At 67.6% G+C, this 21,148-nt stretch carries 21 protein-coding genes; 12 read left to right on the forward strand and 9 right to left on the reverse strand.

From position 1 onward, the window contains the following. Positions 1–42: 42 nt before the first annotated feature. The gene (locus tag J8I35_RS03605; RefSeq protein WP_245170088.1) at positions 43–1,038 is read right to left on the reverse strand and encodes a hypothetical protein; all 996 of its coding nucleotides are present in this window, start codon (positions 1,036–1,038) and stop codon (positions 43–45) included. A gap of 241 nt (positions 1,039–1,279) precedes the next feature. Here J8I35_RS03605 and J8I35_RS34945 point away from each other — a divergent pair, with 241 nt between their 5' ends. Both J8I35_RS34945 and J8I35_RS03615 read left to right on the forward strand, forming a co-directional pair. Continuing rightward, entirely contained in the window at positions 1,280–1,630 is a 351-nt protein-coding gene (locus J8I35_RS34945) for a hypothetical protein (protein WP_050017652.1), read from the forward strand. A 128-nt stretch (positions 1,631–1,758) separates the two neighbouring features. Beyond that, positions 1,759–2,310 carry a hypothetical protein gene (locus J8I35_RS03615; protein ID WP_209924524.1) on the forward strand — a complete coding sequence of 184 codons (552 nt, stop codon included), beginning with the start codon at positions 1,759–1,761 and terminating at the stop codon, positions 2,308–2,310. A 27-nt stretch (positions 2,311–2,337) separates the two neighbouring features. Here J8I35_RS03615 and J8I35_RS03620 read toward each other — a convergent pair whose 3' ends face one another. Then, positions 2,338–3,213 carry a LysR family transcriptional regulator gene (locus J8I35_RS03620; protein ID WP_027782171.1) on the reverse strand — a complete coding sequence of 292 codons (876 nt, stop codon included), beginning with the start codon at positions 3,211–3,213 and terminating at the stop codon, positions 2,338–2,340. Positions 3,214–3,373: 160 nt separating this feature from the next. On the opposite strand from J8I35_RS03620, the gene J8I35_RS03625 reads away from it, so the two are divergent. From J8I35_RS03625 to J8I35_RS03635, 3 genes are all read left to right on the forward strand, one after another. Further along, on the forward strand, positions 3,374–4,693 hold the full coding sequence (locus J8I35_RS03625; RefSeq protein WP_089488962.1) for a DUF3422 domain-containing protein: 1,320 nt from the start codon (positions 3,374–3,376) through the stop codon (positions 4,691–4,693). A gap of 34 nt (positions 4,694–4,727) precedes the next feature. Continuing rightward, entirely contained in the window at positions 4,728–4,931 is a 204-nt protein-coding gene (locus J8I35_RS03630; protein ID WP_124554319.1) for a hypothetical protein, read from the forward strand. Between the two features lie 413 nt (positions 4,932–5,344). Next, entirely contained in the window at positions 5,345–5,779 is a 435-nt protein-coding gene (locus J8I35_RS03635; protein ID WP_124554320.1) for a GNAT family N-acetyltransferase, read from the forward strand. 167 nt (positions 5,780–5,946) lie between these two features. On the opposite strand, the gene J8I35_RS03640 is transcribed toward J8I35_RS03635, so the two are convergent. Continuing rightward, positions 5,947–7,230 carry a cystathionine gamma-synthase family protein gene (locus tag J8I35_RS03640; protein WP_124654096.1) on the reverse strand — a complete coding sequence of 428 codons (1,284 nt, stop codon included), beginning with the start codon at positions 7,228–7,230 and terminating at the stop codon, positions 5,947–5,949. A gap of 145 nt (positions 7,231–7,375) precedes the next feature. Then, positions 7,376–8,266, reverse strand: coding sequence for a LysR family transcriptional regulator (locus J8I35_RS03645; protein ID WP_089488966.1), 891 nt, complete (start codon positions 8,264–8,266; stop codon positions 7,376–7,378). 137 nt (positions 8,267–8,403) lie between these two features. Here J8I35_RS03645 and tam point away from each other — a divergent pair, with 137 nt between their 5' ends. Continuing rightward, entirely contained in the window at positions 8,404–9,189 is a 786-nt protein-coding gene (tam, locus tag J8I35_RS03650) for a trans-aconitate 2-methyltransferase (protein ID WP_209924525.1), read from the forward strand. Between the two features lie 41 nt (positions 9,190–9,230). Here tam and J8I35_RS03655 read toward each other — a convergent pair whose 3' ends face one another. The 5 genes from J8I35_RS03655 to J8I35_RS03675 form a co-directional block, all read right to left on the reverse strand. After that, entirely contained in the window at positions 9,231–9,821 is a 591-nt protein-coding gene (locus J8I35_RS03655; protein ID WP_124639396.1) for a GNAT family N-acetyltransferase, read from the reverse strand. A 135-nt stretch (positions 9,822–9,956) separates the two neighbouring features. Next, a complete protein-coding gene (locus J8I35_RS03660) occupies positions 9,957–10,841 on the reverse strand; it encodes a helix-turn-helix transcriptional regulator (RefSeq protein ID WP_209924526.1) in 885 nt (294 codons plus the stop codon). 179 nt (positions 10,842–11,020) lie between these two features. Further along, complete coding sequence (locus J8I35_RS03665; protein WP_209924527.1) at positions 11,021–12,424, reverse strand: MFS transporter; 1,404 nt, start codon at positions 12,422–12,424, stop codon at positions 11,021–11,023. Between the two features lie 213 nt (positions 12,425–12,637). Then, positions 12,638–13,006, reverse strand: coding sequence for a hypothetical protein (locus J8I35_RS03670; RefSeq protein ID WP_209924528.1), 369 nt, complete (start codon positions 13,004–13,006; stop codon positions 12,638–12,640). A 22-nt stretch (positions 13,007–13,028) separates the two neighbouring features. Continuing rightward, on the reverse strand, positions 13,029–13,409 hold the full coding sequence (locus J8I35_RS03675) for a helix-turn-helix domain-containing protein (RefSeq protein WP_050017663.1): 381 nt from the start codon (positions 13,407–13,409) through the stop codon (positions 13,029–13,031). Positions 13,410–13,545: 136 nt separating this feature from the next. On the opposite strand from J8I35_RS03675, the gene gstA reads away from it, so the two are divergent. The 6 genes from gstA (at position 13,546) to J8I35_RS03705 (ending at position 21,148) form a co-directional block, all read left to right on the forward strand. After that, positions 13,546–14,178 carry a glutathione transferase GstA gene (gene gstA / locus J8I35_RS03680; RefSeq protein WP_050017665.1) on the forward strand — a complete coding sequence of 211 codons (633 nt, stop codon included), beginning with the start codon at positions 13,546–13,548 and terminating at the stop codon, positions 14,176–14,178. 96 nt (positions 14,179–14,274) lie between these two features. After that, positions 14,275–14,661, forward strand: a complete 387-nt coding sequence (locus tag J8I35_RS03685; RefSeq protein WP_209924529.1) for a hypothetical protein — start codon at positions 14,275–14,277, stop codon at positions 14,659–14,661. Between the two features lie 91 nt (positions 14,662–14,752). Continuing rightward, positions 14,753–16,045 carry a TolC family protein gene (locus tag J8I35_RS03690; RefSeq protein ID WP_209924530.1) on the forward strand — a complete coding sequence of 431 codons (1,293 nt, stop codon included), beginning with the start codon at positions 14,753–14,755 and terminating at the stop codon, positions 16,043–16,045. An 11-nt stretch (positions 16,046–16,056) separates the two neighbouring features. Next, positions 16,057–17,580 carry an efflux RND transporter periplasmic adaptor subunit gene (locus J8I35_RS03695; RefSeq protein WP_209924531.1) on the forward strand — a complete coding sequence of 508 codons (1,524 nt, stop codon included), beginning with the start codon at positions 16,057–16,059 and terminating at the stop codon, positions 17,578–17,580. Further along, entirely contained in the window at positions 17,577–20,783 is a 3,207-nt protein-coding gene (locus J8I35_RS03700; protein ID WP_209924532.1) for an efflux RND transporter permease subunit, read from the forward strand. The genes J8I35_RS03695 and J8I35_RS03700 overlap by 4 nt, the downstream gene beginning before the upstream one ends. Further along, on the forward strand, positions 20,780–21,148 hold the full coding sequence (locus J8I35_RS03705; RefSeq protein WP_124631804.1) for a copper-binding protein: 369 nt from the start codon (positions 20,780–20,782) through the stop codon (positions 21,146–21,148). Before J8I35_RS03700 ends, J8I35_RS03705 begins: the two co-directional genes overlap by 4 nt.

Raw genomic sequence — 21,148 nt, forward strand, 5'->3', positions numbered from 1 at the left:
CCCGGCGACAACGTGCTTCCGCGTCGGCTACCGAGATGACGCTCAGCGTGCTCTTCGATCGGTCGATCGGCCGCACGTCGAAGACTTTTCGTTGCGGTGGCGCAGGCGAGTGGAGAACCGGCAGGGTATCGCGCGCGACGGTAGCCGTATTTGAAGCATGCGTGTGTCCATCACGACGTTCGTGCGTGACGAGCCCGGCAATGAGTGGCTTGAACTGCGAGAAGCGAATGGGACGATTGGCGTTCGGCGCGCGACGGCGTCCGGCCGTGGGCTTCGTGATCCGGAATCCGGCGATTGAACGGTGTTTCTGAGTCGTCCGTATATCCCTTTTTCGATCAAGTATCGTTGCAGCGCCAGGACGGACGCGCCATCAGGCGCAACGTTGAACGTCATCACGCGATGCGATCCGGCGCGCGCGCCAGAAGTCTCGCCCGGAGCGCGTCGCGTAAAGCGCACGCAGAGACCGAAGCGATCCGTCGGCCAGCCCGACCGATAGCCCTGAAAATACTGGAACAATGCGGCCTCGTCGCCATGCGGGCCGGGAATGGGCGCATCGAAACCCAATCGTGGCCACGCGTAATACCCGCACAGCCGACGCCCACCGGGCTCGGGTGGTGCTTTACGGCCGCCTATTGCGAATGCGGTGATCCGCGCGATTTTCAACCTGTCGCACGCCCTGACGATCCGCCACGGCATCGCCGCACCGAGCCCGACGACAGCGTTATCGGCGAGATCGACGGCCCCGAGTTCGGGTAGGGACGCGTCGTGGGTTTGAAGCACGGATAGGCGGTTCTCCGATCGGATCAGTCCCGGATGGGTGACGGAGAATGTCAGTCGATTCGTGCTATCGAGATACACCTGAATATCCGACCCGGCAGGTGTGCCGCACAGCGAAACCGGCAGTTCGTCCGGCACGTCGCCGTCCAGGCCGAGGCGCGCGGCGATATCCAGATCGTTGCGATCGACCGTGAGCCGATCGTCGAAGTACGGCATCTCGTATGGCAGGACGCGACTGAGATCGACACGCTGGACGATCATGGCTGCAGGCGACGAGTGGAAAGCACCCAGCATATCGCCGCGAACCCGGCGGGCCGCGTCCACCAAACGGCTGATCGGCGTCGAAGGGATTGCCCGACGGCGCAAGCGCGACGTGCGGGGCGCGATCCCTGCACATGCATGCCGTTTTTTGCACGACCGACCCGTTTTTTTGCACGGCGTTGATACGGCCTCTTCTAAGCTGGGCATGTGTCGAACAGCCGAGACGGCCTCCGTCCGCGCCATGACGTTCATTCATCCCTTTCCCACGTTCGATGTCACCGGCCGCCGGTTGCGCGCCGGCGCGCCCGCCAACGTCGTGCCGTCCCCGCCGCCGCGCCCGCGCGTGCAACTGCCCGTCACGCTGACGGCCGACTCCGTCGACGCCGCGCACGCCCGGCTTGCCGCGTTGCTGCATTCCCCGCTCGGCGTGTACGTCGTCAGCGCCCGCGCCGTGCGCAACGTGATCCACGTGCAGTTCGACATCGCGCCGGAAGACCTGGATTTCGCGCTGCACACGCTGATCGCGCAGCAAGTCGACGCGGTGATCGGGCCGGTCGCGCGTCGACTATGCGTCCGGCCCGCCGTCCGTTGAATCGGGAACGGCGATTGCTCGGCTAATCCGCTGCTGATTCGCCGGCCGCCGTGTTGTCGGCCGGCCGGTGACGGCGGACGTTTGTGCGCTGCGTCGAACGCGGCGCTACCCCTGAACAGGGAGGGCCTATGTACCTTACGGAAGAAGTGCGTATTGCGCGCCCGGCTGCCCGTCGCGCGCATACCGCGGCGTTGCCGTCGGGCAGGCAGCTTGCCCGGCAGTTGATGGTGACGGTTCGCGCGGCGGACGTGCTGCTGCGCCAGGCGATTCGCGTGCCCGATCGCCATCAGTGGTCGGTCGACGCCGAACGCGTCGATGCGGCCGGCGGGCCGCTTGCCGCGTGGGATTCCCACGTGACGTTCCGCATCGTCAAGGCATTCGCGCCGGCGTTCGATGCGAACGCGTGCGCGGCCGACCCCGATCAAGCGGCGGTCGAGATCCGATTGTTTCTTCCCGAACAGGCTTACGTCGCCGAGCGGCGCATCGGCGTCTTCGGCCGACGGCACGGCCAGCGGTTCAGCGCGACGCTGTCGGTCACGTCAGGCTCGCAGTGGGGCGGCCGGCGCAGCGAGCACGTTCCGCCGGCCGGGCGGTACGTGCATGGCGACACGCTGGAAGCGCTCGTCGATACGGTCGCCGGCATCGTCAATGCGGCGTTGCGCGCGGCCGGGCATGGGTGACCTCGTGGCGAGCGGCCGCCGACGGGCTCACGCGTCGCCGGTCTGCCCGGTCTGCCGCTGCAGGTCTTCCATCAACTGTTCGGCGAGGAAGTCGCACGGCGGCCGTTTCGACTTCGTGCTGCGCGCGAGAATCAGCTCGAGCGGCGGCAGGTCGGGCAGACCGTGCGAGCGGCCGAGCATCGACAGTTGCGCGGGGATCGCGCAGCGGGCGAGCGGCGCGACCGCGAGGCCGGCCTCGACCATGCTGAGCAGCCCGAGCAGGCTCGGGCTTTCATACGACGTCCGGTACGGCACTTTCGCGCGTTCGAGGCTGCGGATCGCGTTCTCGCGCGCGACGCTGCCCGGCATGAACACCGCGATCGGCAGCGGCCGCTCCTCCCAGACGCGCGGCCCGTTCGTCATCGCGGCCCACGCCATCGGCTCGTGGCGGATGAAGTCGCCGGTGAGCCCCTTGATGCGCGTCCCGCAGACGAGATCGACGGTGCCCTCCTTGATCAGCGGCGCGAGCGCGCTGCTCGGCAGCCCCATCACCTGGATCTCGACCTTCGGGTAGGTCGCGGAGAATTTCTTCAGCACCGACGGCAGCAGCGACGACGCATAGTCGTCCGGCACGCCGATCACGACCTTGCCGGTCACTTCCGGCCGCACCACGGCCGCCCATGCCTCGTCACGCAGCGCCAGCATTCGCCTGGCGAACCCCAGCAACACCTCGCCCTCGCGCGTCAGCACGATGCTGCGCGGCTTGCGCACGAACAGCGGCCGGCCGATCGCGTCTTCCAGGCTCTTGATCTGCATGCTCACGGCCGACTGCGAGCGGTTCACGGCCTCGGCCGCGCGGGTCATGTTGCCGGTTTCCGCGACGGCGACGACGGTGGCCAGCACGTCGTGATCGAGCATCTTCATGGGTATCAGGAAAACTGAACGTAACGATCAGCATTATGCGTTTTTATTGTTGCTGTGTGTCTGCCATAGTGCGATCACGATGGCGTTTCGCCCGAGGGGGCGCGGCGATCGGGCCGGACGATCCGGCGGGCGGGACTGAACAGGAAAGCGTGGTGAATCGATGATGGACCATCCGTTGCGCGCCGCACTGGCCGCGGAATTGCATGCCCGGCCGTTTCTGCGGCTCGCCGAAGCCGTGTCGCTCACGCATTACGCGATCTACGCGGACGGCCAGCCCGACATCCACGAAACGCTGCTGCACGCGCTGTGCCGCGAGACCGGCATCGACGCGCCGCACGAAGGCGCGACGCACTACGCGGTGCAGTCGCCGTGCGGCTGGCACCTGAAGTGGGAGCGCCACACCGAATTCTCGACCTTCACGTTCGTCGCGCCGCGTCGCGACACCGGTTATTTCGACGATCTCGCGATCGACGGCATTCCGGCTGCGTGGTTCGCGCGGCTCGCCGGTATCCGGTTCGTCGCGGTGCGGATGGAACTGCTGTCCGGCGACGCCGCGCGGCGCGTGTGCGGCGACCTGCGCCGCTGGATCGACGGGCCCGCGCTCGTCGGCAGCAACGTGCTCGGCGGCGGCAAGGTGTTCTGCGACTGGCACGTGCGCGACGACGGCTTCATGCGTTTTCTGGTGGTCGACGACGATTTCCGCGAGGAGCAGGGCGGCCGGCTGTTGCAGCGCCTGTACGAAATCGAAACGTACCGAATGATGGCGCTGCTTGCGCTGCCCGTCGCGCGCCGGATGAGCCGCGAGCTCGACGAAATCCACGCGGCGCTGCATGCGCTGATGCAGCGGATGGACGCGAGCGGCGCCGATGGCGACGACACGGCGCTGCTCGTCAAGCTCACGCATCTCGCGGTGCGGGTCGAATCGTTGTCGGGATCGGGCGCGCGCTTCAGCGCGTCGCGCGCGTATGAAAAGCTCGTGCTGGCGCGCATCCACGAGTTGCGCGAGGAGCGTATCGAAGGGATGCCGACGATCGCCGAATTCATGGAGCGGCGCTTCGCGCCGGCGATGGAAACCTGCCGCACCGTGTGGGCGCGTCACGAACAGATCGCCGCGCGGATCGCGCGCGCGGTCGACCTGTTGCGCACCCGCGTGAATCTCGCGCAGGAAAAGGACGTCACGCGGCTCTTGGCCGGCATGGAGCGCACCGCGCGCAACCAGCTTCATTTGCAGCACGCGGTCGAAGGGCTGTCGGTGGCCGCTATTTCGTACTACGTGCTGTCGCTCGCGACCGCGGCGTTCAAGGCGCTGCACGTGATGAACCTGCCGGTCGATCCCGAACTGGCGGAAGGGCTGCTGATCGCGCCGGTCGTGTTCGCGGTGATCCACATCACGCGGCGCACGCGGGCGCAGCTTGCGCGGTCCGAGGCGGCGCATGACGGCGCGCCGGTGCCTGCGGCGGCGTTGAAGCAGGCTGGCTAGAACATCAACGACATATCAAGGCAAAGGAGTGGAGATGACTTTTTCGCGGAATCAAGCGGGGTTTTACAGCGGTTTCGATGCCGTGTTCGACGAGCCGGTGCCGGACGATGCCGGTGTGCCGGAAGCGGCGCGCGTGACGTCGTATCAGGCCGTGCTGCAGGAACCGATGACGTCGCTCGTCGGGAATACGCTCGATCGGCCGGAGGTCGCGGCGGTGGCGATTCTCGGATACAACTGACGCGCGTTTCGTTCGCATCGTTTCGACATAACGTCGGCGTGTCATTCGAGCGAAACGCCGGACGCCTTTTGCGCGTCGCACGAGCGCTGCCTTCCCTCTTCGATCTTTCCGCCCCTGTGCGAGCGCCAGTTCGACGAACGCACGCGCGGTCGCACTCCGATACGCGCCCTTGCGCTGCAACAGCACGGCCGTGACGATCGGCGTGATCGTCGTGAACCGGATGATGATTGCGCACGAGCGGTGCCGGATGGCCGACTTGAAGGCGGCGTTCGCAGCGGCGCGAACGCATGACGCCCCGCGATATCGAGCGACCATCACGCGTCGCCACGGATCATGACGACGCGCTATAGTCGTGCGACGCCGGTCGCGGATGCCCCGCGCCCGGTGGTCCTTTCATGCACGTGTTCGCCTCGATGACAGCCCATCCCGACGTTACCCTTCAATTGACCGACACCGAGCAACCGGCCGCCCGAGACTTCATCAGCCGCAAGCTCGGCGAATTCAACCACGCGATGACGGGGCGCGCCGATACGGCGGCGCTCGACGTTTACGTGACCGACCCCGCGACCGGCGACGTATTGGGCGGCCTCACCGGCCGCACGTCGCTCGGCCTGTTCTTTATCGATCTGTTCTATCTGCCCGAATCGCTGCGCGGCGGCGGCTTCGGCAGCCGATTGCTGCGCGAGGCCGAAGTGGAAGCGAAGCGGCGCGGTTGCGCGCGTGCGGTGCTGTACACGATCTCGTTCCAGGCGCCCGATTTCTATCGGAAGCACGGTTACGAGACGTTCGGCGAAGTGCCGTGCGAGCCGGAAGGCGCGGCGCGCGTGTTCATGGTCAAGGTGCTTTGAAGCGGTTCGCGTTGCGCGGCAAGCACGCTCGCGCAGCGCGAAAGTCGGCATCCGGGCGTCGGCATCGGGCGTCGGCATCGGGCGCGGGGCGGGCATCGCTGAATGCCCGCCCCGCGCCGGCGGGGACCGGCCTCGTACGAACCCGCACGGGGCGCATGCCACGCGTATCAGCAATGCTCCAGCGCGTACGACAGGTCGGCGATCAGGTCGTCCGGATGTTCGAGCCCGACCGACACGCGAATCAACCCTTCCGACACGCCCGCCGCTGCGCGCGCCTCGGCCGGCACGCCCGAATGCGTCGTCGACGCCGGATGGCAGATCAGCGACTCCGTGCCGCCGAGACTGACCGCGGACTTGAAGAGCGTCAGGTGGTTGATGAACCTGAATGCCTGCTCGCGGCCGCCGTCGAGGATGAACGCGAACGTCGAGCCGGGCCCGCTGCACTGACGCTGGTAGACGGCCTGGTAGGCCGGATCGTCGATGAGCTCGGGGTGCAGCACGCGCACCGGCCGATGCGGATTGTCGGCGAGCCAGCGCGCGACGGCGCTGCCGCTGCGCGCGGCCTGCTGCATGCGCAGCACGAGCGTTTCCATCGAGCGCGTGATCATCCACGACGAATGCGGGTCGAGCTGCGAGCCGAGCGTGCTGCGGAACGAGCGGATCTTCGTGATCAGGACGCGGGTGCCGGTGACGCCGCCGGCGACGAGGTCGCTATGCCCGCCGATGTATTTCGTCAGCGAGTACACGCTCAGGTCGATGCCCTGGCGTGACGGCTTCTGGTACAGCGGCCCGAGCAGCGTGTTGTCGCAGACCGACAGCGGGCGATAGCCGTGGCGTGCCTCGAACGCATCGATCTCGCTGCGCAGCCCTTCGAGGTCGAACAGCGCGTTGGTCGGGTTGGCAGGCGTCTCGATGTAGCACATCCGCACGTGCCCCTTCTGCGCGGCGGCTTCGAGCGCGGCGCCGATCGCCCGGGTGGACAGCCCGTCGGCGATCACCTCGGAGCGAATGCCCCACTCGGGCAGGAACTTCGAGATCAGCGTTTCGGTGCCGCCGTATAGCGGCACGGACTGGACGACGCAGTCGCCCGGCCGCAGGAAGGTCAGCAGGATCGCGGCGATCGCGGACATGCCGCTCGACGTCACGACGGCGGCTTCGGAATCGTCGAGCAGCGCGAGGCGATCCTCGACGATCTCGAGGTTCGGGTGATTGAACCGGCTGTAGACGAGGCCCGCGCTTTCACCTTCGGGCAAAGGCTTGCGCCCGGCCACGACGTCGAAGAATTCGGCGCCGTCCTCTGCGGTGCGGAACGCGAACGTCGACGTGAGGAACACGGGTGGCTTCACCGACCCTTCCGACAGGAACGGATCGTAGCCGTACGACATCATCTGGGTTTCGGGATGGAGTTCCCGGTCTGCAATCTTGCGCTTGTGGTAGTTGCGATAGGCCATGCAGTGCTCCGTGCGGGGTGGTGAGGAACGGCCGTTGCAGCGGTGGCATGACGCGTGCGGCGCCGGGTAGGCACCGTTTGTCGCGACCGCGTGTGGCGATACTACCCCGAAGGCGCTGCTTCGTGACGCACCCCTGACACTATCGTCAGGGTGCGGCCCGCCCGACGATCATGTCGTAGAGCGCGCGCGCCGCGGGCGACAGTTGCGCATTCCTGCGCGTGACAAGCACGAGCGTGCGCGACACCGACGGCTCGACGAGTTCGATCGTGCGGATCATCGGATACGCGTTCTTCTGGATCGCGAGCTTCGGCACGACGGCCGCGCCGAGCCCTTCCGCGACGAGCCCGAGCGCCGTCGAACTGCGCTGCACCTCGTAGAACGAATGCAGCGACACGCCGCTCGTCTTCAGCGCGCCCTCGAGCAGCCCGCGATTGCCGCTCACTTCGCCGGCGAAGATCAGCGGATGCGGCTGCAGCGCCGCCCAGCGGATGCGCCGCCGCTTCGCGAGCGGGTGATCGTCGCGGCACACAAGTACGTAAGGATCGTGCGTGAGCGGCACGCTGACGAGTTCCGGGTGCTGGTCGCCGGCGATGCTGATGCCGAATTCCGCCTCGCGCCGCAGCACGGCCTGCAGCACCGACGCCGACGCGTGATCGAGAATCTTCACGCGATCGTGCGGCCGGCGCCCGGAGAACGCGCGCAGGATACGCGGCAGGTACTGCACGCCGACCGTTGGCACGCACGCGATCGTGACGTCGCCGCGCTGGCTCAGGCCCGTCTCGCGGATTTCGGTCAGCGCGTCGGACAGTTCGTTCAGCAGCCGGCGCGCCTGCGGCAGGAAACGTCGGCCGATCTCGGTCAGCGTGGTGCGGCGCGTCGTGCGTTCGACCAGCGCGACGCCGAGATACGCTTCGAGCTTGCGCAGCCGCTGCGTGATCGCCGTTTGCGTGACGTGCAGCGTATCGGCTGCCTGCCGGAAGCTGCCGCCGTCGGCGATCGCGACGAAAGCCTGGACACCGAGCGTATCGATCTTCATCAGAATTTTGAATCAATCACGATATTAAATTCATTTTACTGAAGGTCGCCGGCCGTCGCAGAATGCGCTGCATCGACGGCCCGTTGCATCTCGTGCGCGGATGCGCCGCCGCTCCCCTGTCGACAAGGAGACTCATCGTGACGACCCCGCTCGATCAATATGCGAACCAGTACGTGCAGTTCGAGGACGAACGCACGCGGCCGGTGCGCGACCTGCTGGCTGCCGTGCCGAACACGCCGATCCACACCGCGATCGATATCGGTTGCGGGCCCGGCAATTCGACGGAAGCGCTGATCGCGCGCGCACCGGACGCGACGATCCATGGGATCGACGCGTCGGCGGACATGATCGCGGCCGCGCGCAAGCGCCTGCCGGCGCTGCGTTTCGACCTTGCCGATGTCGCCGCATGGGACGATCCGGGCGGCTATGACCTGATCCTGTCGAATGCGGTGCTGCAATGGGTACCTGCGCACGACACGCTGTTCCCGATGCTCGTCGGCCGGCTCGCGCCGGGCGGCCATCTCGCGGTGCAGATGCCCGACAATCTCGACGAACCGGCGCACCGGCTGCTGCGCGAAGTCGCCGCGGCCGGGCCGTGGGCCGACAAGCTGAAAGGCGCGGCGCGCACCGAGCGGTTCGATGCGCGCTATTACCATGCGCTACTCGCGCCGCTGTGTTCGCGCGTGGACGTGTGGCGCACGATCTATTACCACCCGCTGCGCGGCGGCGCGGAGGCGGTCGTCGAATGGTTCAAGGGCAGCGCGCTGCGGCCGTTTCTCGCGGCGCTCGACGCGTCGGAACAGCGCGCGTTCGTCGCACGCTATCGCGATGCGCTGGCCGGGCCGAACGGTTATCCGGTACAGGACGACGGCACGGTGCTGCTGCCGTTTCCGCGCCTGTTCATCGTGGCGACGCGCAAGTAACGCGGCAATGCCCCAGCATTGACGCGACGGATCGCGGTGCGTCAGCGCACCGGCTGCACCGATGCCGGGTCGACCGTGCGGCTTCGCGCGATCTGCCCGTCGCGCAGGTCCTTGTACCAGAACAGTGCGACTTCCCCGGCATGCTCGCCACCGGCGTACAGGAAGCGGTCGTGGCCGCCGAGCGCGAAGCCCGCGCGCGCATACGTCGAGCACGCGGCGACGTTGTTCGCCTGCGTTTCGAGCCGCATGAAGCCGAACCCGTAGCTGCGCGCCCACGCTTGCGCGGCCGCGAGCAGGAGCTGCCCGATGCCCTGGCGCCGGCAGTGGCGGTCGACGGCCAGTTCCGCGATCTCGGCCATGCCGTTCCAGCTTTCCTCGATCGCGACGAACCCGGCGAGCCGTTCGCCGGCCGTCGCGCGAAAGAGCGCCGTTCGGCCCGACGCTTCGCTCGCCCAGCCGGCCGGATCGAAGCCGTAGTCCTTGCGCCGCGGCGGCAGCGCGCGAAGATCGAGCAAGTCCTGAAACGGCGCGTTCAGTTCCCACGCGATGTCGAACGAGAAATCGCATTCGTCCAGTTCGTCGGCGGCAAGCGCGATCGCCGGTTCGATGCTGATGTGTTCGGCTTGATCCATAGGTCGGTGTCCTGTCTTCGCCGGGATGGCGTGATGGTATCCGTGATGCAATCGTCGGTGCGATGAATACGCGCCGCATCGCGTCCTTGTCGTTGCTTCGTTCATTGCGCCGGGACGCCGACGCAGCGGCTCGGGTCAGCGCGGGATGGCCGGCGGTGCGCCACCGTCGTGCGATCCGGCGGCGGGGAGCACGGCGGTGGCCGAACCCCACGCGGCGAGTTCGCGCTTCGTGCGTACGCCGAGCTTCGCGAATGCGCGCTTCACGTACGACTCGGCCGACGCGACGCGCACGCCGAGAATGTCGGCGGTTTCCGGCACGGTCTTGCCGGAGAGCAGATGCTTGCAGGTTTCGTATTCGCGTTTCGACAGCTTCACGCCGTCGGCCGCGAGCCGCGCATCGAATTGCGCGAGCGGATGGACGTCGGGCGTCGCGTGCGCGATGCGCCGCGCGGCGGTGGTCGACGCATGCAGTTCGAGCAGCGGAAACAGCATGTCGCTGATGCTGCGAAAGCGGTTCATCTCGGCGAGCGTGAACGGCGGCCGGTCGCGGCCGCGCTCCAGCGCGATCGAATGCTGCGAATAGCGGGTGCCGCGTGCGAGCACGCATTCATGCCCGATATGCACGTCGTCGAACAGCCGCTGGCGGAATTCGCCGGGCGGGATCGCCGCGATGTCGCGCACGACGAGCATCGTGCCGGTCTTGCCGCGCAGCCCCGCGAACAGCGGGTCGCTGTCGAGAAAGCGCTCGTAGTAGAGCGTCATCACGTCGGAGATTTCGGTGGACGCGGCGCCGATGCCGCCGCTGCCGATCCATTCGCAACGGTAGCCGGTGGGCATCGTGCCGTCGACGCGCGAGCGTTCGACGTGCGCGACGTCGAGCGGCACGATGTCGTTCAGCAGTTGCGTGAGGCGCGGCACGAAATGCGGCGTGCCGACCGTCTCGATCAGCTCGCCCAATGCCTTGAACGACACGTTGAGGCGATCGTCGTCGCGATGGATGGAGTTCACGTTGAGCAGCATGCGGTTCCGAAGGGCCTGTTCCGCCCGTGACGCGCGTTCCATTGATACGAAAAAAGAAGGTGTTGGGCGGCCATGGGAAGGGCCATCCGTTCGCTCCGTAGAACGTCGCGTGTCACCCCGAAGCGGGCATACCGGGGAAGTGTAAACGAGTCACTGGCCTTCGCCGTTTCCGCGTGCGACTACGCGTCGATACGCTCCACCTTGCCGACGAGCAGCCCGTACGACAGACTGCCCGCGAGCGCCATCGCGGCGATGTACGTGATCGCGCGCGAGAAGTCCGCGCCGTCGACCAGCAGCCCGATCACGATCGGCGTCGCGATCGCGGACAGGTTGCCGATCAGGTTGAACACGCCGCCAGTGAGGCCGATGAGCCGCGCGGGCGCGAGCCCCGACACGAGCGACCACGTGATCGACGCGAAGCCGTTGCCGAAGAGCGCGATCGTCATGAACGCGATCACCCAGCCGGTGGAGCTCACGTAGTTCGCGCCGACGATGCAGGTCGAGATCAGCAGCCCCGAGATGATCGGCAGCTTGCGCGCGAAGCCTTGCGAGGCGCCGCGCCGCATCAGCCAGTCCGACAGCACGCCCGAGCTGAGTACGCCGACGAACGCGGCGAGGAACGGCAGCGACGCGAGGAAGCCCGACTTGATGAAGTCCATCCCGCGATACTTGACCAGGTAGGTCGGGAACCACGTGAGGAAGAACCACAGCGTCGAGTTCAGCGCGAACTGGCCGAGGTAGATGCCCCACAGCTTGCGCCGGCCGAGCACGACGCCGAGGTCGCGCCACGTCGACGGTGCGCGTTCGGTGCGCGCCGCGATGCGGTCCTCGAGATCGACGAGGCCGCCGCCGTCGCGGATCAGCGCGATTTCGGCCGCATTGACGCCGCGCAATGCACGCGGCTCGCGATACACCGCATACCAGATCGCGGCCCATGCGATGCCGGCGAGGCCGGTCGCGACGAACACCATCTGCCAGCCGAGATGCGCCTGCAGCCACGCGAGCACCGGCGTGAGGAACGCGAGGCCGACGAACTGGCCCGACGTATAGCCGCCGATCGCGCTCGCGCGTTCGCGGGTCGGAAACCACGTCGTCACCACGCGGTTGTTGATCGGGTAGGCCGGCGCTTCCAGCGCGCCGACCGCGAGACGCAGCACGATCAGCCCGACGAACGAACCGGCGAAACCGAGCAGCAGCGTCGTGGCCGACCACAGCGCGAGCGCCCCCGCATACAGCACGCGCGGCGACACCTTGTCGACGAGCCAGCCGCCCGGAATCTGCATCAGCGCATAGGTCCAGCCGAACGCGGAGAACACGAGGCCCGCGCGGACCGGATCGATGTGCAGTTCCTTGAACAGCTCGGGCGCCGCGATCGACAGATTGCTGCGGTCGAGATAGTTGATCACGACCGTGACGAACAGCAGCGCGAGGATCAGCAGCCGTTTGCGGCTCGGCGGCGTGGCCGGGGCTGTGGCCGCGGCTGCAGTCGCGCGGGCGGCGGATAGGGATTCGGACGAGGCGCCGACATGCGCGGATGGCCGCTCCGGCGGGTGGGCATGGGTGCGTGACGTGGATTGGGCCACGGTCGTCTCCTGTGTTCTATGCGCCGGCCGGCGCTCGCGAACGAGGCAGCCGGATCGAATGGCGTTGGGGCGAACGTTAGAGCCGTGGCGCGGCGTGCGTCAACATCTGGACAGGCATCCCTATTAATGGGAAGTTGGGCGTTCAGTATGTGGGAATGAGTGCAGGCGGGCCGGGGGTAGCGTCGTGGCGAAGGAGAACGAGCGGACGGCCGGTCAGCCGTGCGTGCTGTCGTCACGATAGCCGTTCTTGCCGACGAAGATCTCCTTCAGCGCGGCGCGCAGCGTGACCGGATCGTATAGACCGGGCGCGAGATGGATCACGTAACGCGTCTGGTCGTCGAGACGCGCGGCGACGCCGGGCTCGATCTCGACGTCGATCGTATCGTCGGTCAGCCGCACCGACAGATCCTTGACGCGTACGTTGAGCTGGTCGCGCACCATCACTTCGATCAGCGTGTCGTCCGGAAAGCGCGACAGCGCGAAGCAATAGTCCTGTTCCGCATCGTGACAGTAGATGTTGGCGAAGCTTTCGTCGTCGTCGAGGTCGGACGTGGCCGCGCCGACGGTAGCGTGAAGTTCCATGAACGTGGTTCCTGCTGAAGGGTTATTTGTGAGCGTGCATCGTCGTTTCGGGTGCAGCTGCGGTGTCGGGTATCGCGTCGGCCAGCACATCGCGCGCCTTCAGCCACAGCCCGAATTCGCGCATCACGTCGACCACCGGCCGCAGCCGGTCGCCGTCGGCGGTGAGATCGTACTCGACGCGCACCGGCACTTCCGGATAGACGGTGCGCCGCACGAGCCCCGCGTCTTCCAGCGCGCGCAGGTCGAGCGTCAGCATGCGCTGCGAGATGCCCGGCATGTCGCGCCGCAGGTCGCTGAAGCGGCGCGGCCCGTCGAGCAGATACGACACCAGCAGCAGCCGCCAGCGGCCGCCGAGCAGGCGCATCGCTTCTTCAACGGAACATCCTGTCGCACTCGTTTTCATCGAGCTGGTTCCTGGTCGGTAAATTTTTTGTGACTACGGCACAAACGACTGCCGTCTTCTCAGCACCGCGCCGATGCGAGATATTAGCGCCCGCGTCGCGGCGAATCGATACCTGGACAACCCACGAAGGACACGCATGAAGCTCTATCACGCTCCCGGCAGCTGTTCGCAGGCGATCTGCATCGTACTGCGCGAAGGCGGATTCGACGCGGAGATCGTCAAGGTCGACGCGCGCAAGCATGTCGTCGATGGCGGCCGCGATTACTACGACGTGACCGAACTCGGCTACGTGCCGCTGCTCGAACTCGACGACGGCACGATGCTGCGCGAAGGGCCGGTGATCGCCCAGTATCTCGCGGACCAGCGCCCGGAAGCCGCGCTTGCGCCCGCTTACGGCACACTCGCGCGCTACCGGCTGATGGAATGGCTGAACTTTCTCGGCACCGAGATCCACAAGGGCTTCATCCCGCTGTTGTATGCGGTGCAGGCGGGGAAGTACGTCGAGCCCGTGCGGCAGAAGCTCGACGGCCGCTTCGCGTGGATCGACCGCCAGCTCGACGGCAGGACGTTCGTCACCGGCGACACGTTCACCGTCGCCGATGCGTACCTGTTCGCGCTGACCGGCTGGGGCAAGGCCGACTGGATGCGCTCGGTGTACAACGCGGAAATCGACCTGAGCCGGCATGCGCATCTGCGTGCGTGGTACGAGCGGGTGCGCGCGCGGCCGGCGGTGCAGGCCGTGCTGGCGGCGGACAACCTGCTGCGATGACGCGCGACGGCCGTGGCGGCCGCGGCGCGGAACGCGCGTCGTTTCGCCGTCGCGACGCAGCGCCATGCCGCAACAGCCCGCGCTATAATCGCCGCCATGAAACTGCTTCGGACCTTCATCCTGCTGCTGCTGTGCGCGGTGCTGCCCATCACTGGGCTGGCAGCCAGCGGCCTGACCGGCGAATGTCCGATGCAGCACACGATGTCGATGGAGGCGGACACCGGCATGAAGATGGCCATGTCCGCCGACATGCGCGGCTGCGATTCGATGCAGCCGTCATCCGCCGATCACGCGAAGGCCAAAGCCAAGGGCACGGCGTGCAAGGTGACGGCCCAATGCCAGTTCGGCAGTCTCTACTACCCGGCAGCCCGCGCCGACGTCAGCCGTCCCGCCGCATTCTCCAGCACGATCGTCTTCCACTACACGCAGTCCGTCCCGGCTCGCGACCCGAACGGGTTGTGGCGCCCGCCACGCTTCAGCTGATCCCGATTTGACCGGTTCACCGCGCACGCGGTGAGGTTCGTCCTGCGCGCAGGACGGGGAATCCCTTTGGGTTCCGATTTGGGGTTACACCATGTCATTCGCTTTCCGCACGCCGCGCATGCCGCGTGCATGTCGGCGCGCGCCCGTACCGTGGGCCGCGCTGCTGATGGCGGGCGCCGTTCACGCGCAGCAGTCGCCGCTGACGCTGGACGCCGCGCTGCAGTCCGCCACCGATCGTTCCGCGTCGATGCAGGCCGCGCAGGCTTCCGTGCTCGCGCGTTCCGAAGCGGCCGTCAAGGCCGGCCAGTTGCCGGACCCGATGCTCAAGGCCGGCATCGACAACCTGCCAATCAACGGCGGGCAGCGCTTCACCGTCGGCCAGGATTTCATGACGATGCGCCGCATCGGCATCGAGCAGGAATGGGTGTCCGGCGACAAGCGGCGGCTGCGTACCGCGCTCGCCGGCGAACAGGTCGGCCGCGAGCGCGCCGGCTATCTCGTGCAACTGGCGGCCGTACGCCGGCAGACCGCGACGGCGTGGCTCGATGCCGTCTATGCGAAGCAGGCGCTCGCGCTTCAGCAGGCGCTGCTCGGTCACATGAACCATGAACTCGACGCGACGCAGGCGTCGTATCGCGGCGCGAAGGCGAGCGCGGGCGACGTCGTCCAGGCGCGGGCCATGCTCGCGCAGACGCAGGATCAACTGCTGAAGGCGCAGCAGGTCTACCAGACCGCGCTCATTGCGTTGTCGCGCTGGACCGCCGTGCCCGTCGACGATGTCGCGGGCACGCCGCCCGCACCGGTGTCGTTCGTGTCGTCGTTGCCGCCCGATGAATTGCGGCTGTCGCAGCCGGCGCTCATCACGGCCGCGGACGATATCGCCGTCGCCGAGGCCGATACGGCCGTCGCGAACAGCGAGCGCAGCCCGAACTGGACGTGGGAAGTCGCGTACCAGCAGCGCGGCGGCGCGTATTCGAACATGGTGTCCATCGGCGTGACGATCCCGCTGCCGCTCAATCGCAAGAATCGCCAGAACCGCGACGTGGCCGAGAAAGCCGAGCTCGCGACGAAGGCGCGCCTGACGTACGAGGACACGCTGCGCCAGGTGCAGGCCGATATCCGCACGCAGTCCGCGACGCTCGCGAGCGGTCGCGCGCGCATCGCGCATCTCGGCGACGCGTTGCTACCGGCCGCCGATCAGCGCGTGCAGCTCGCGGCGGCGGCATACCGCGCCGGCACGGGGTCGCTCGCCGACACGTTCGCCGCGCGGCGTGCGCAACTCGACGCGCAGTTGCAGGTGCTCGATCTCAGGCGCGAGGTCTCGCAGACCTGGGCGCAACTCGAATATCAGGTCGTGCCGTCGGCGACGGCCGCCGCGCAGTGAAGGAGACGCTCATGACAAGGCAATCACTGATGCGTGCGGCGCTGATCGCGTTCGCCGGTGCGGCGCTCGCCGGCGCCGGCTATTTCGCGGGCGTTCGCCATGCGACGCGCGTCGCGGCGACGGCCGCCATGCCCGCCGCCGCGCCGTCGGGCGTGCCGGCTCAGCAGGCCTCGCGCAAGGTGCTGTACTGGCATGACCCGATGGTGCCGAACCAGCACTTCGACAAACCGGGCAAATCGCCGTTCATGGACATGCAGTTGCAGCCCGTCTATGCGGACGAAGGCGGTGCCGCGGCGGGCATCCGGATCGATCCGGGCCTGCAGCAGAACCTCGGCATTCGCTATGCGACCGTGCGCCGGCAGCAGACGGCGGCCGGCTTCGACGCGGTGGGCACCACGCAGTTCGACGAAGCGCGCGCGGCGGTCGTGCAGTCGCGCGTGACGGGCTACATCGATCGTCTGTATGCGCGTGCGCCGATGCAGCGCATTGCGAAGGGCGCGCCGGTCGCATCGCTGTTCGTGCCCGACTGGCTCGCGCCGCAGGAGGAGTATCTCGCGCTGAAGCGCGGCGGGATGGACGGCAGCCTGCTCGATGCGGCGCGCGCACGGATGCGGGCGCTGTCGATCCCGGACGCGATGATCGCGGCCCTCGATCGCACCGGCCGCGCGCAGACGCACGTCGTGCTGAGCGCGCCGGAGAGCGGCGTCGTCAGCGAGCTGAACGTGCGCGACGGCGCGATGGTCGCGCCCGGCCAGACACTCGCGAAGATCGCCGGGCTGTCGACGCTGTGGCTGATCGTCGAGGTGCCGGAAGCGCTCGCCTTGAACGTGCAGCCGGGGATGTCGGTCGACGCGACGTTCGCCGTCGATCCGGCCCGGCATTTCAGCGGCCGCATCCGCGAAGTGCTGCCCGGCATCAGCACGGGCAGCCGTACGTTGCAGGCGCGCGTGGAGATCGACAACGCGTCGCTGAAGCTCACGCCCGGCATGCTGATGCGCGTGAAGGTCGCCGCGCAGGAGAAGGCGTCGCGCCTGCTCGTGCCGTCCGAGGCGGTGATCGAGACCGGCCGGCGCACGATCGTCATCGCGAAACTTGGCGACGGCCGGCTTCAGCCGGTCGCGGTGACGGTCGGCAACGACGTCGGCGGCGACACGGAAGTGCTCGGCGGGCTGAACGAAGGCGACACGGTCGTCGCGTCGGGGCAGTTCCTGATCGATTCGGAAGCCAGCCTGAAAAGCGTGCTGCCGCGGCTGGAGCGGGCGGCAGGCACAAGCGCGGCCGCCTCATCCGCGACGGCAACCGCGCCGGCTTACGAAACCACCGGCAAGGTGGAGAACGTCACGGCCGACGACATCACGTTCTCGCATCAACCGGTGCCGGCGCTTGGCTGGGGCGCGATGACGATGGCGTTCGGCAAGCCGTCGGCGCACGCGTTTCCGGACGTGAAGCCGGGCCAGACCGTGCGTTTCGCGTTCACGCAGACCGATGACGGTTACCGACTGACGAAGGTCGAGCCGCAGGGAGGCGAGCGATGATCGCGCGCATCATTCACTGGTCCGTCCATCACCGGTTTCTGGTGCTGCTGGCCACCGTGCTGCTCGCGGCATGGGGCGTGCATTCGCTGCGACAGACGCCGCTCGACGCATTACCCGACCTGTCGGACACGCAGGTGATCGTGAAGGCGTCGTATCCGGGCAAGGCGCCGCAGGTCGTCGAGGATCAGGTGACCTATCCGCTGACGACGACGCTGCTCGGCGTGCCGGGCGCGAAAACCGTGCGCGCGTACTCGTCGTTCGGCGACGCGTTCGTCTACGTGCTGTTCGACGACCGCACCGATCCGTACTGGGCGCGTTCGCGCGTGCTCGAATACCTGAGCCAGGTGCAGAGCCGCCTGCCGGCGGGCGCGACCGTGTCGCTCGGGCCGGATGCGACCGGCGTCGGCTGGGTATACGAATACGCGCTCGTCGATCGCACCGGCCGTCACGATCCCGGCCAACTGCGCGCGCTCAACGACTGGTTCCTGAAGTTCGAGCTGAAGGCCGTGCCGGACGTATCGGAAGTGGCGAGCATCGGCGGCATGGTGCGCCAGTACCAGGTCGTGCTCGATCCGGACAAGCTGCGCGCGTACGGCATCACGCAGGCGGCGGTTGCGGAGGCGCTGGGCAAGGCCAACCAGGCCTCCGGCGGCTCGGTCGTCGAGCTGGCCGAGTCGGAGTACATGGTGCGCTCGTCCGGCTACCTGCGCACGCTCGACGATTTCCGTCACGTCGTGCTGCGCACCGACGACACCGGCACGCCGGTCCTGCTCGGCGACGTCGCGCGCATCCAGGTCGGCCCGGCGACGCGGCGCGGCATCGCGGAGCTGAACGGGCACGGCGAGGTGACGGGCGGCGTCGTCGTGATGCGCTCGGGCAAGAACGCGCTGACGACGATCGACGCGGTGAAGGCGAAGCTCGCCGACCTGAAGCGTTCGCTGCCGCCGGGCGTCGAGATCGTCACGACCTACGACCGTTCGCAACTGATCGCGCGCGCGGTCGACAACCTGACGGACAAGCTGATCGAGGAATTCGTCATCGTCGGCATCGTCTGCGCGGTGTTCCTGTTTCATCTGCGCAGCGCGCTGGTCGCGATCCTGTCGCTGCCGCTCGGCGTGCTGGCCGCGTTCATCGTGATGCGCTACCAGGGCGTGAATGCGAACCTGATGTCGCTCGGCGGGATCGCGATCGCGATCGGCGCGATGATCGACGCGGCGATCGTGATGATCGAGAACGCGCACAAGCATCTGGAAGCATACGACCGCGCGCATCCCGGCGAGCCGATCACCACTGCGCGCCGTTGGGAAATCGTCGCGGCGTCGGCCGCGGAGGTCGGGCCGGCACTGTTCTTCTCGCTGCTGATCATCACGCTGTCGTTCGTTCCGGTGTTTTCGCTGGAAGGGCAGGAGGGCAAGCTGTTCGCGCCGCTCGCGTTCACGAAGACCTATACGATCGCGGCCGCCGCCGGGCTGTCGGTGACACTGGTGCCGGTGCTGATGGGCTATCTGGTGCGCGGTCGCATTCCGCACGAGCACGCGAACCCGCTCAACCGCGTGCTGATCGGTCTGTACCGGCCGCTGCTCGAAGCGATGCTGCGGCGCCCGTGGGCCGCGATCGGCGTCGCGGTCGTCGCGCTCGTGCTGACCGCCGTGCCGTTGTCGCGGCTCGGCGGCGAATTCATGCCGCCGCTCGACGAAGGCGATTTGCTGTACATGCCGACCGCGCTGCCGGGCATCTCGGCGGACAAGGCGAGCGAGCTGCTGCAGCAGACCGACCGGCTGATCAAGACCGTGCCCGAGGTCGACACGGTGTTCGGCAAGTCGGGCCGCGCCGATACGGCGACCGACCCGGCGCCGCTCGAGATGTTCGAGACGACGATCCGCTTCAAGCCGCGCAGCGCGTGGCGGCCGGGCATGACGCCGGAAAAGCTCGTCGACGAACTCGACCGGACGGTGAAGGTGCCGGGCTTGTCGAACGTATGGGTGCCGCCGATCCGCAACCGGCTCGACATGCTGTCCACCGGGATCAAGACGCCGGTCGGCGTGAAGATTTCCGGGCCGGACCTGGCGGGGATCGACGCGATCGCGACACAGGTCGAGGCAGCCGTGAAGCGCGTGCCGGGCGTGACGTCCGCGCTCGCGGAACGGCTGAACGGCGGCCGCTACATCGACGTCGACATCGACCGGCTCGCCGCCGCGCGTTACGGGCTGTCGGTGGCCGATATCCAGTCGGTCGTGTCGTCGGCGATCGGCGGCGAGGACGTCGGCGAAGTGATCGCCGGGCGCGAGCGCTTCCCGATCAACATCCGCTATCCGCGCGAGATCCGCGATTCGCTCGAGAACCTGCGGCAACTGCCGATCGTCACCGCGCGCGGCGCGCAGATCCGCCTCGGCGACGTCGCGCACGTCGCGATCGCCGACGGGCCGCCGATGATCCGCAGCGAAAACGCGCGGCTGTCCGGCTACGTGTACGTCGATCTCCGCGGTACCGATCTCAGCACGGCCGTCCGTGCGATGCAGAAGACCGTCGCGCAACAGGTCGCGTTGCCGCCCGGCTATTCGATCGCGTGGTCGGGCCAGTTCGAGTACCTCGAACGCGCGGCGGCGACGCTGCGCACCGTCGTGCCCGTCACGCTCGTCGTGATCTTCGTGTTGTTGTTCGTCACGTTCGATTCGGCGGCCGACGCGCTGCTGCTGATGTCGACGGTCCCGTTCGCGCTGGTCGGCGGGTTCTGGCTCGTGTGGGCGCTCGGCCATGCGGTGTCGGTCGCGACGTCGGTCGGCTTCATCGCACTGGCCGGCGTGGCCGCCGAATTCGGCGTCGTGATGCTGCTGTACCTGAAGGGCGCGCTGCAGCGCCGGCTCGATGCCGGCGAACCGCTGACCGATGCGTTGCTGCTCGACGCGATTCGCGAAGGCGCGGTGTTGCGCGTGCGGCCGAAAGCGATGACGGTCGCCGTCGTGCTCGCCGGGCTCGTGCCGATCATGATCGGCCACGGCGCCGGCTCCGAAGTCATGCAGCGCATCGCCGCGCCGATGGTCGGCGGCATGGTCACGGCGCCGCTCTTGTCGATGTTCGTCATTCCCGCCGCGTGGCTTCTGCTTCAGCGCCGTCGTGCGCGAAGCGCGGGCCGCGCGCGGCATTCCGATGCAGTTCCTTCCGGCACGAACGTGCCATCTATCCCAACCGGAGAATCACGATGAAGATGAATCAATTGATCGCCACGGCCACCGCTGTCGTCGCGCTGAGTGCGTTCGCGGTACCGGCGTTCGCCGCCGGCGAGATGTCGGGCATGGACATGTCCGGCATGAAGATGTCGTCGGACGGTGCGGCGGAATCGAATGCCGCGCTGACGGACGCCGAAGTGAAGAAGGTCGATGCCGCGAGCGGCAAGATCACGCTGAAGCACGGCGCGCTGGAGAACGTCGGGATGCCGCCGATGACGATGGCGTTCAAGGCGAAGGACGCGGCGATGCTCGCGCAAGCGCATGCGGGCGACAAGGTCAGGGTGCGGATCGAGAAGGTCGACGGTACGTTGACGATCGTCAAACTCGTCAAGGGTTCCTGA

Source organism: Burkholderia sp. CpTa8-5 (genome assembly GCF_017815045.1).
Taxonomy (GTDB): domain Bacteria; phylum Pseudomonadota; class Gammaproteobacteria; order Burkholderiales; family Burkholderiaceae; genus Burkholderia; species Burkholderia sola.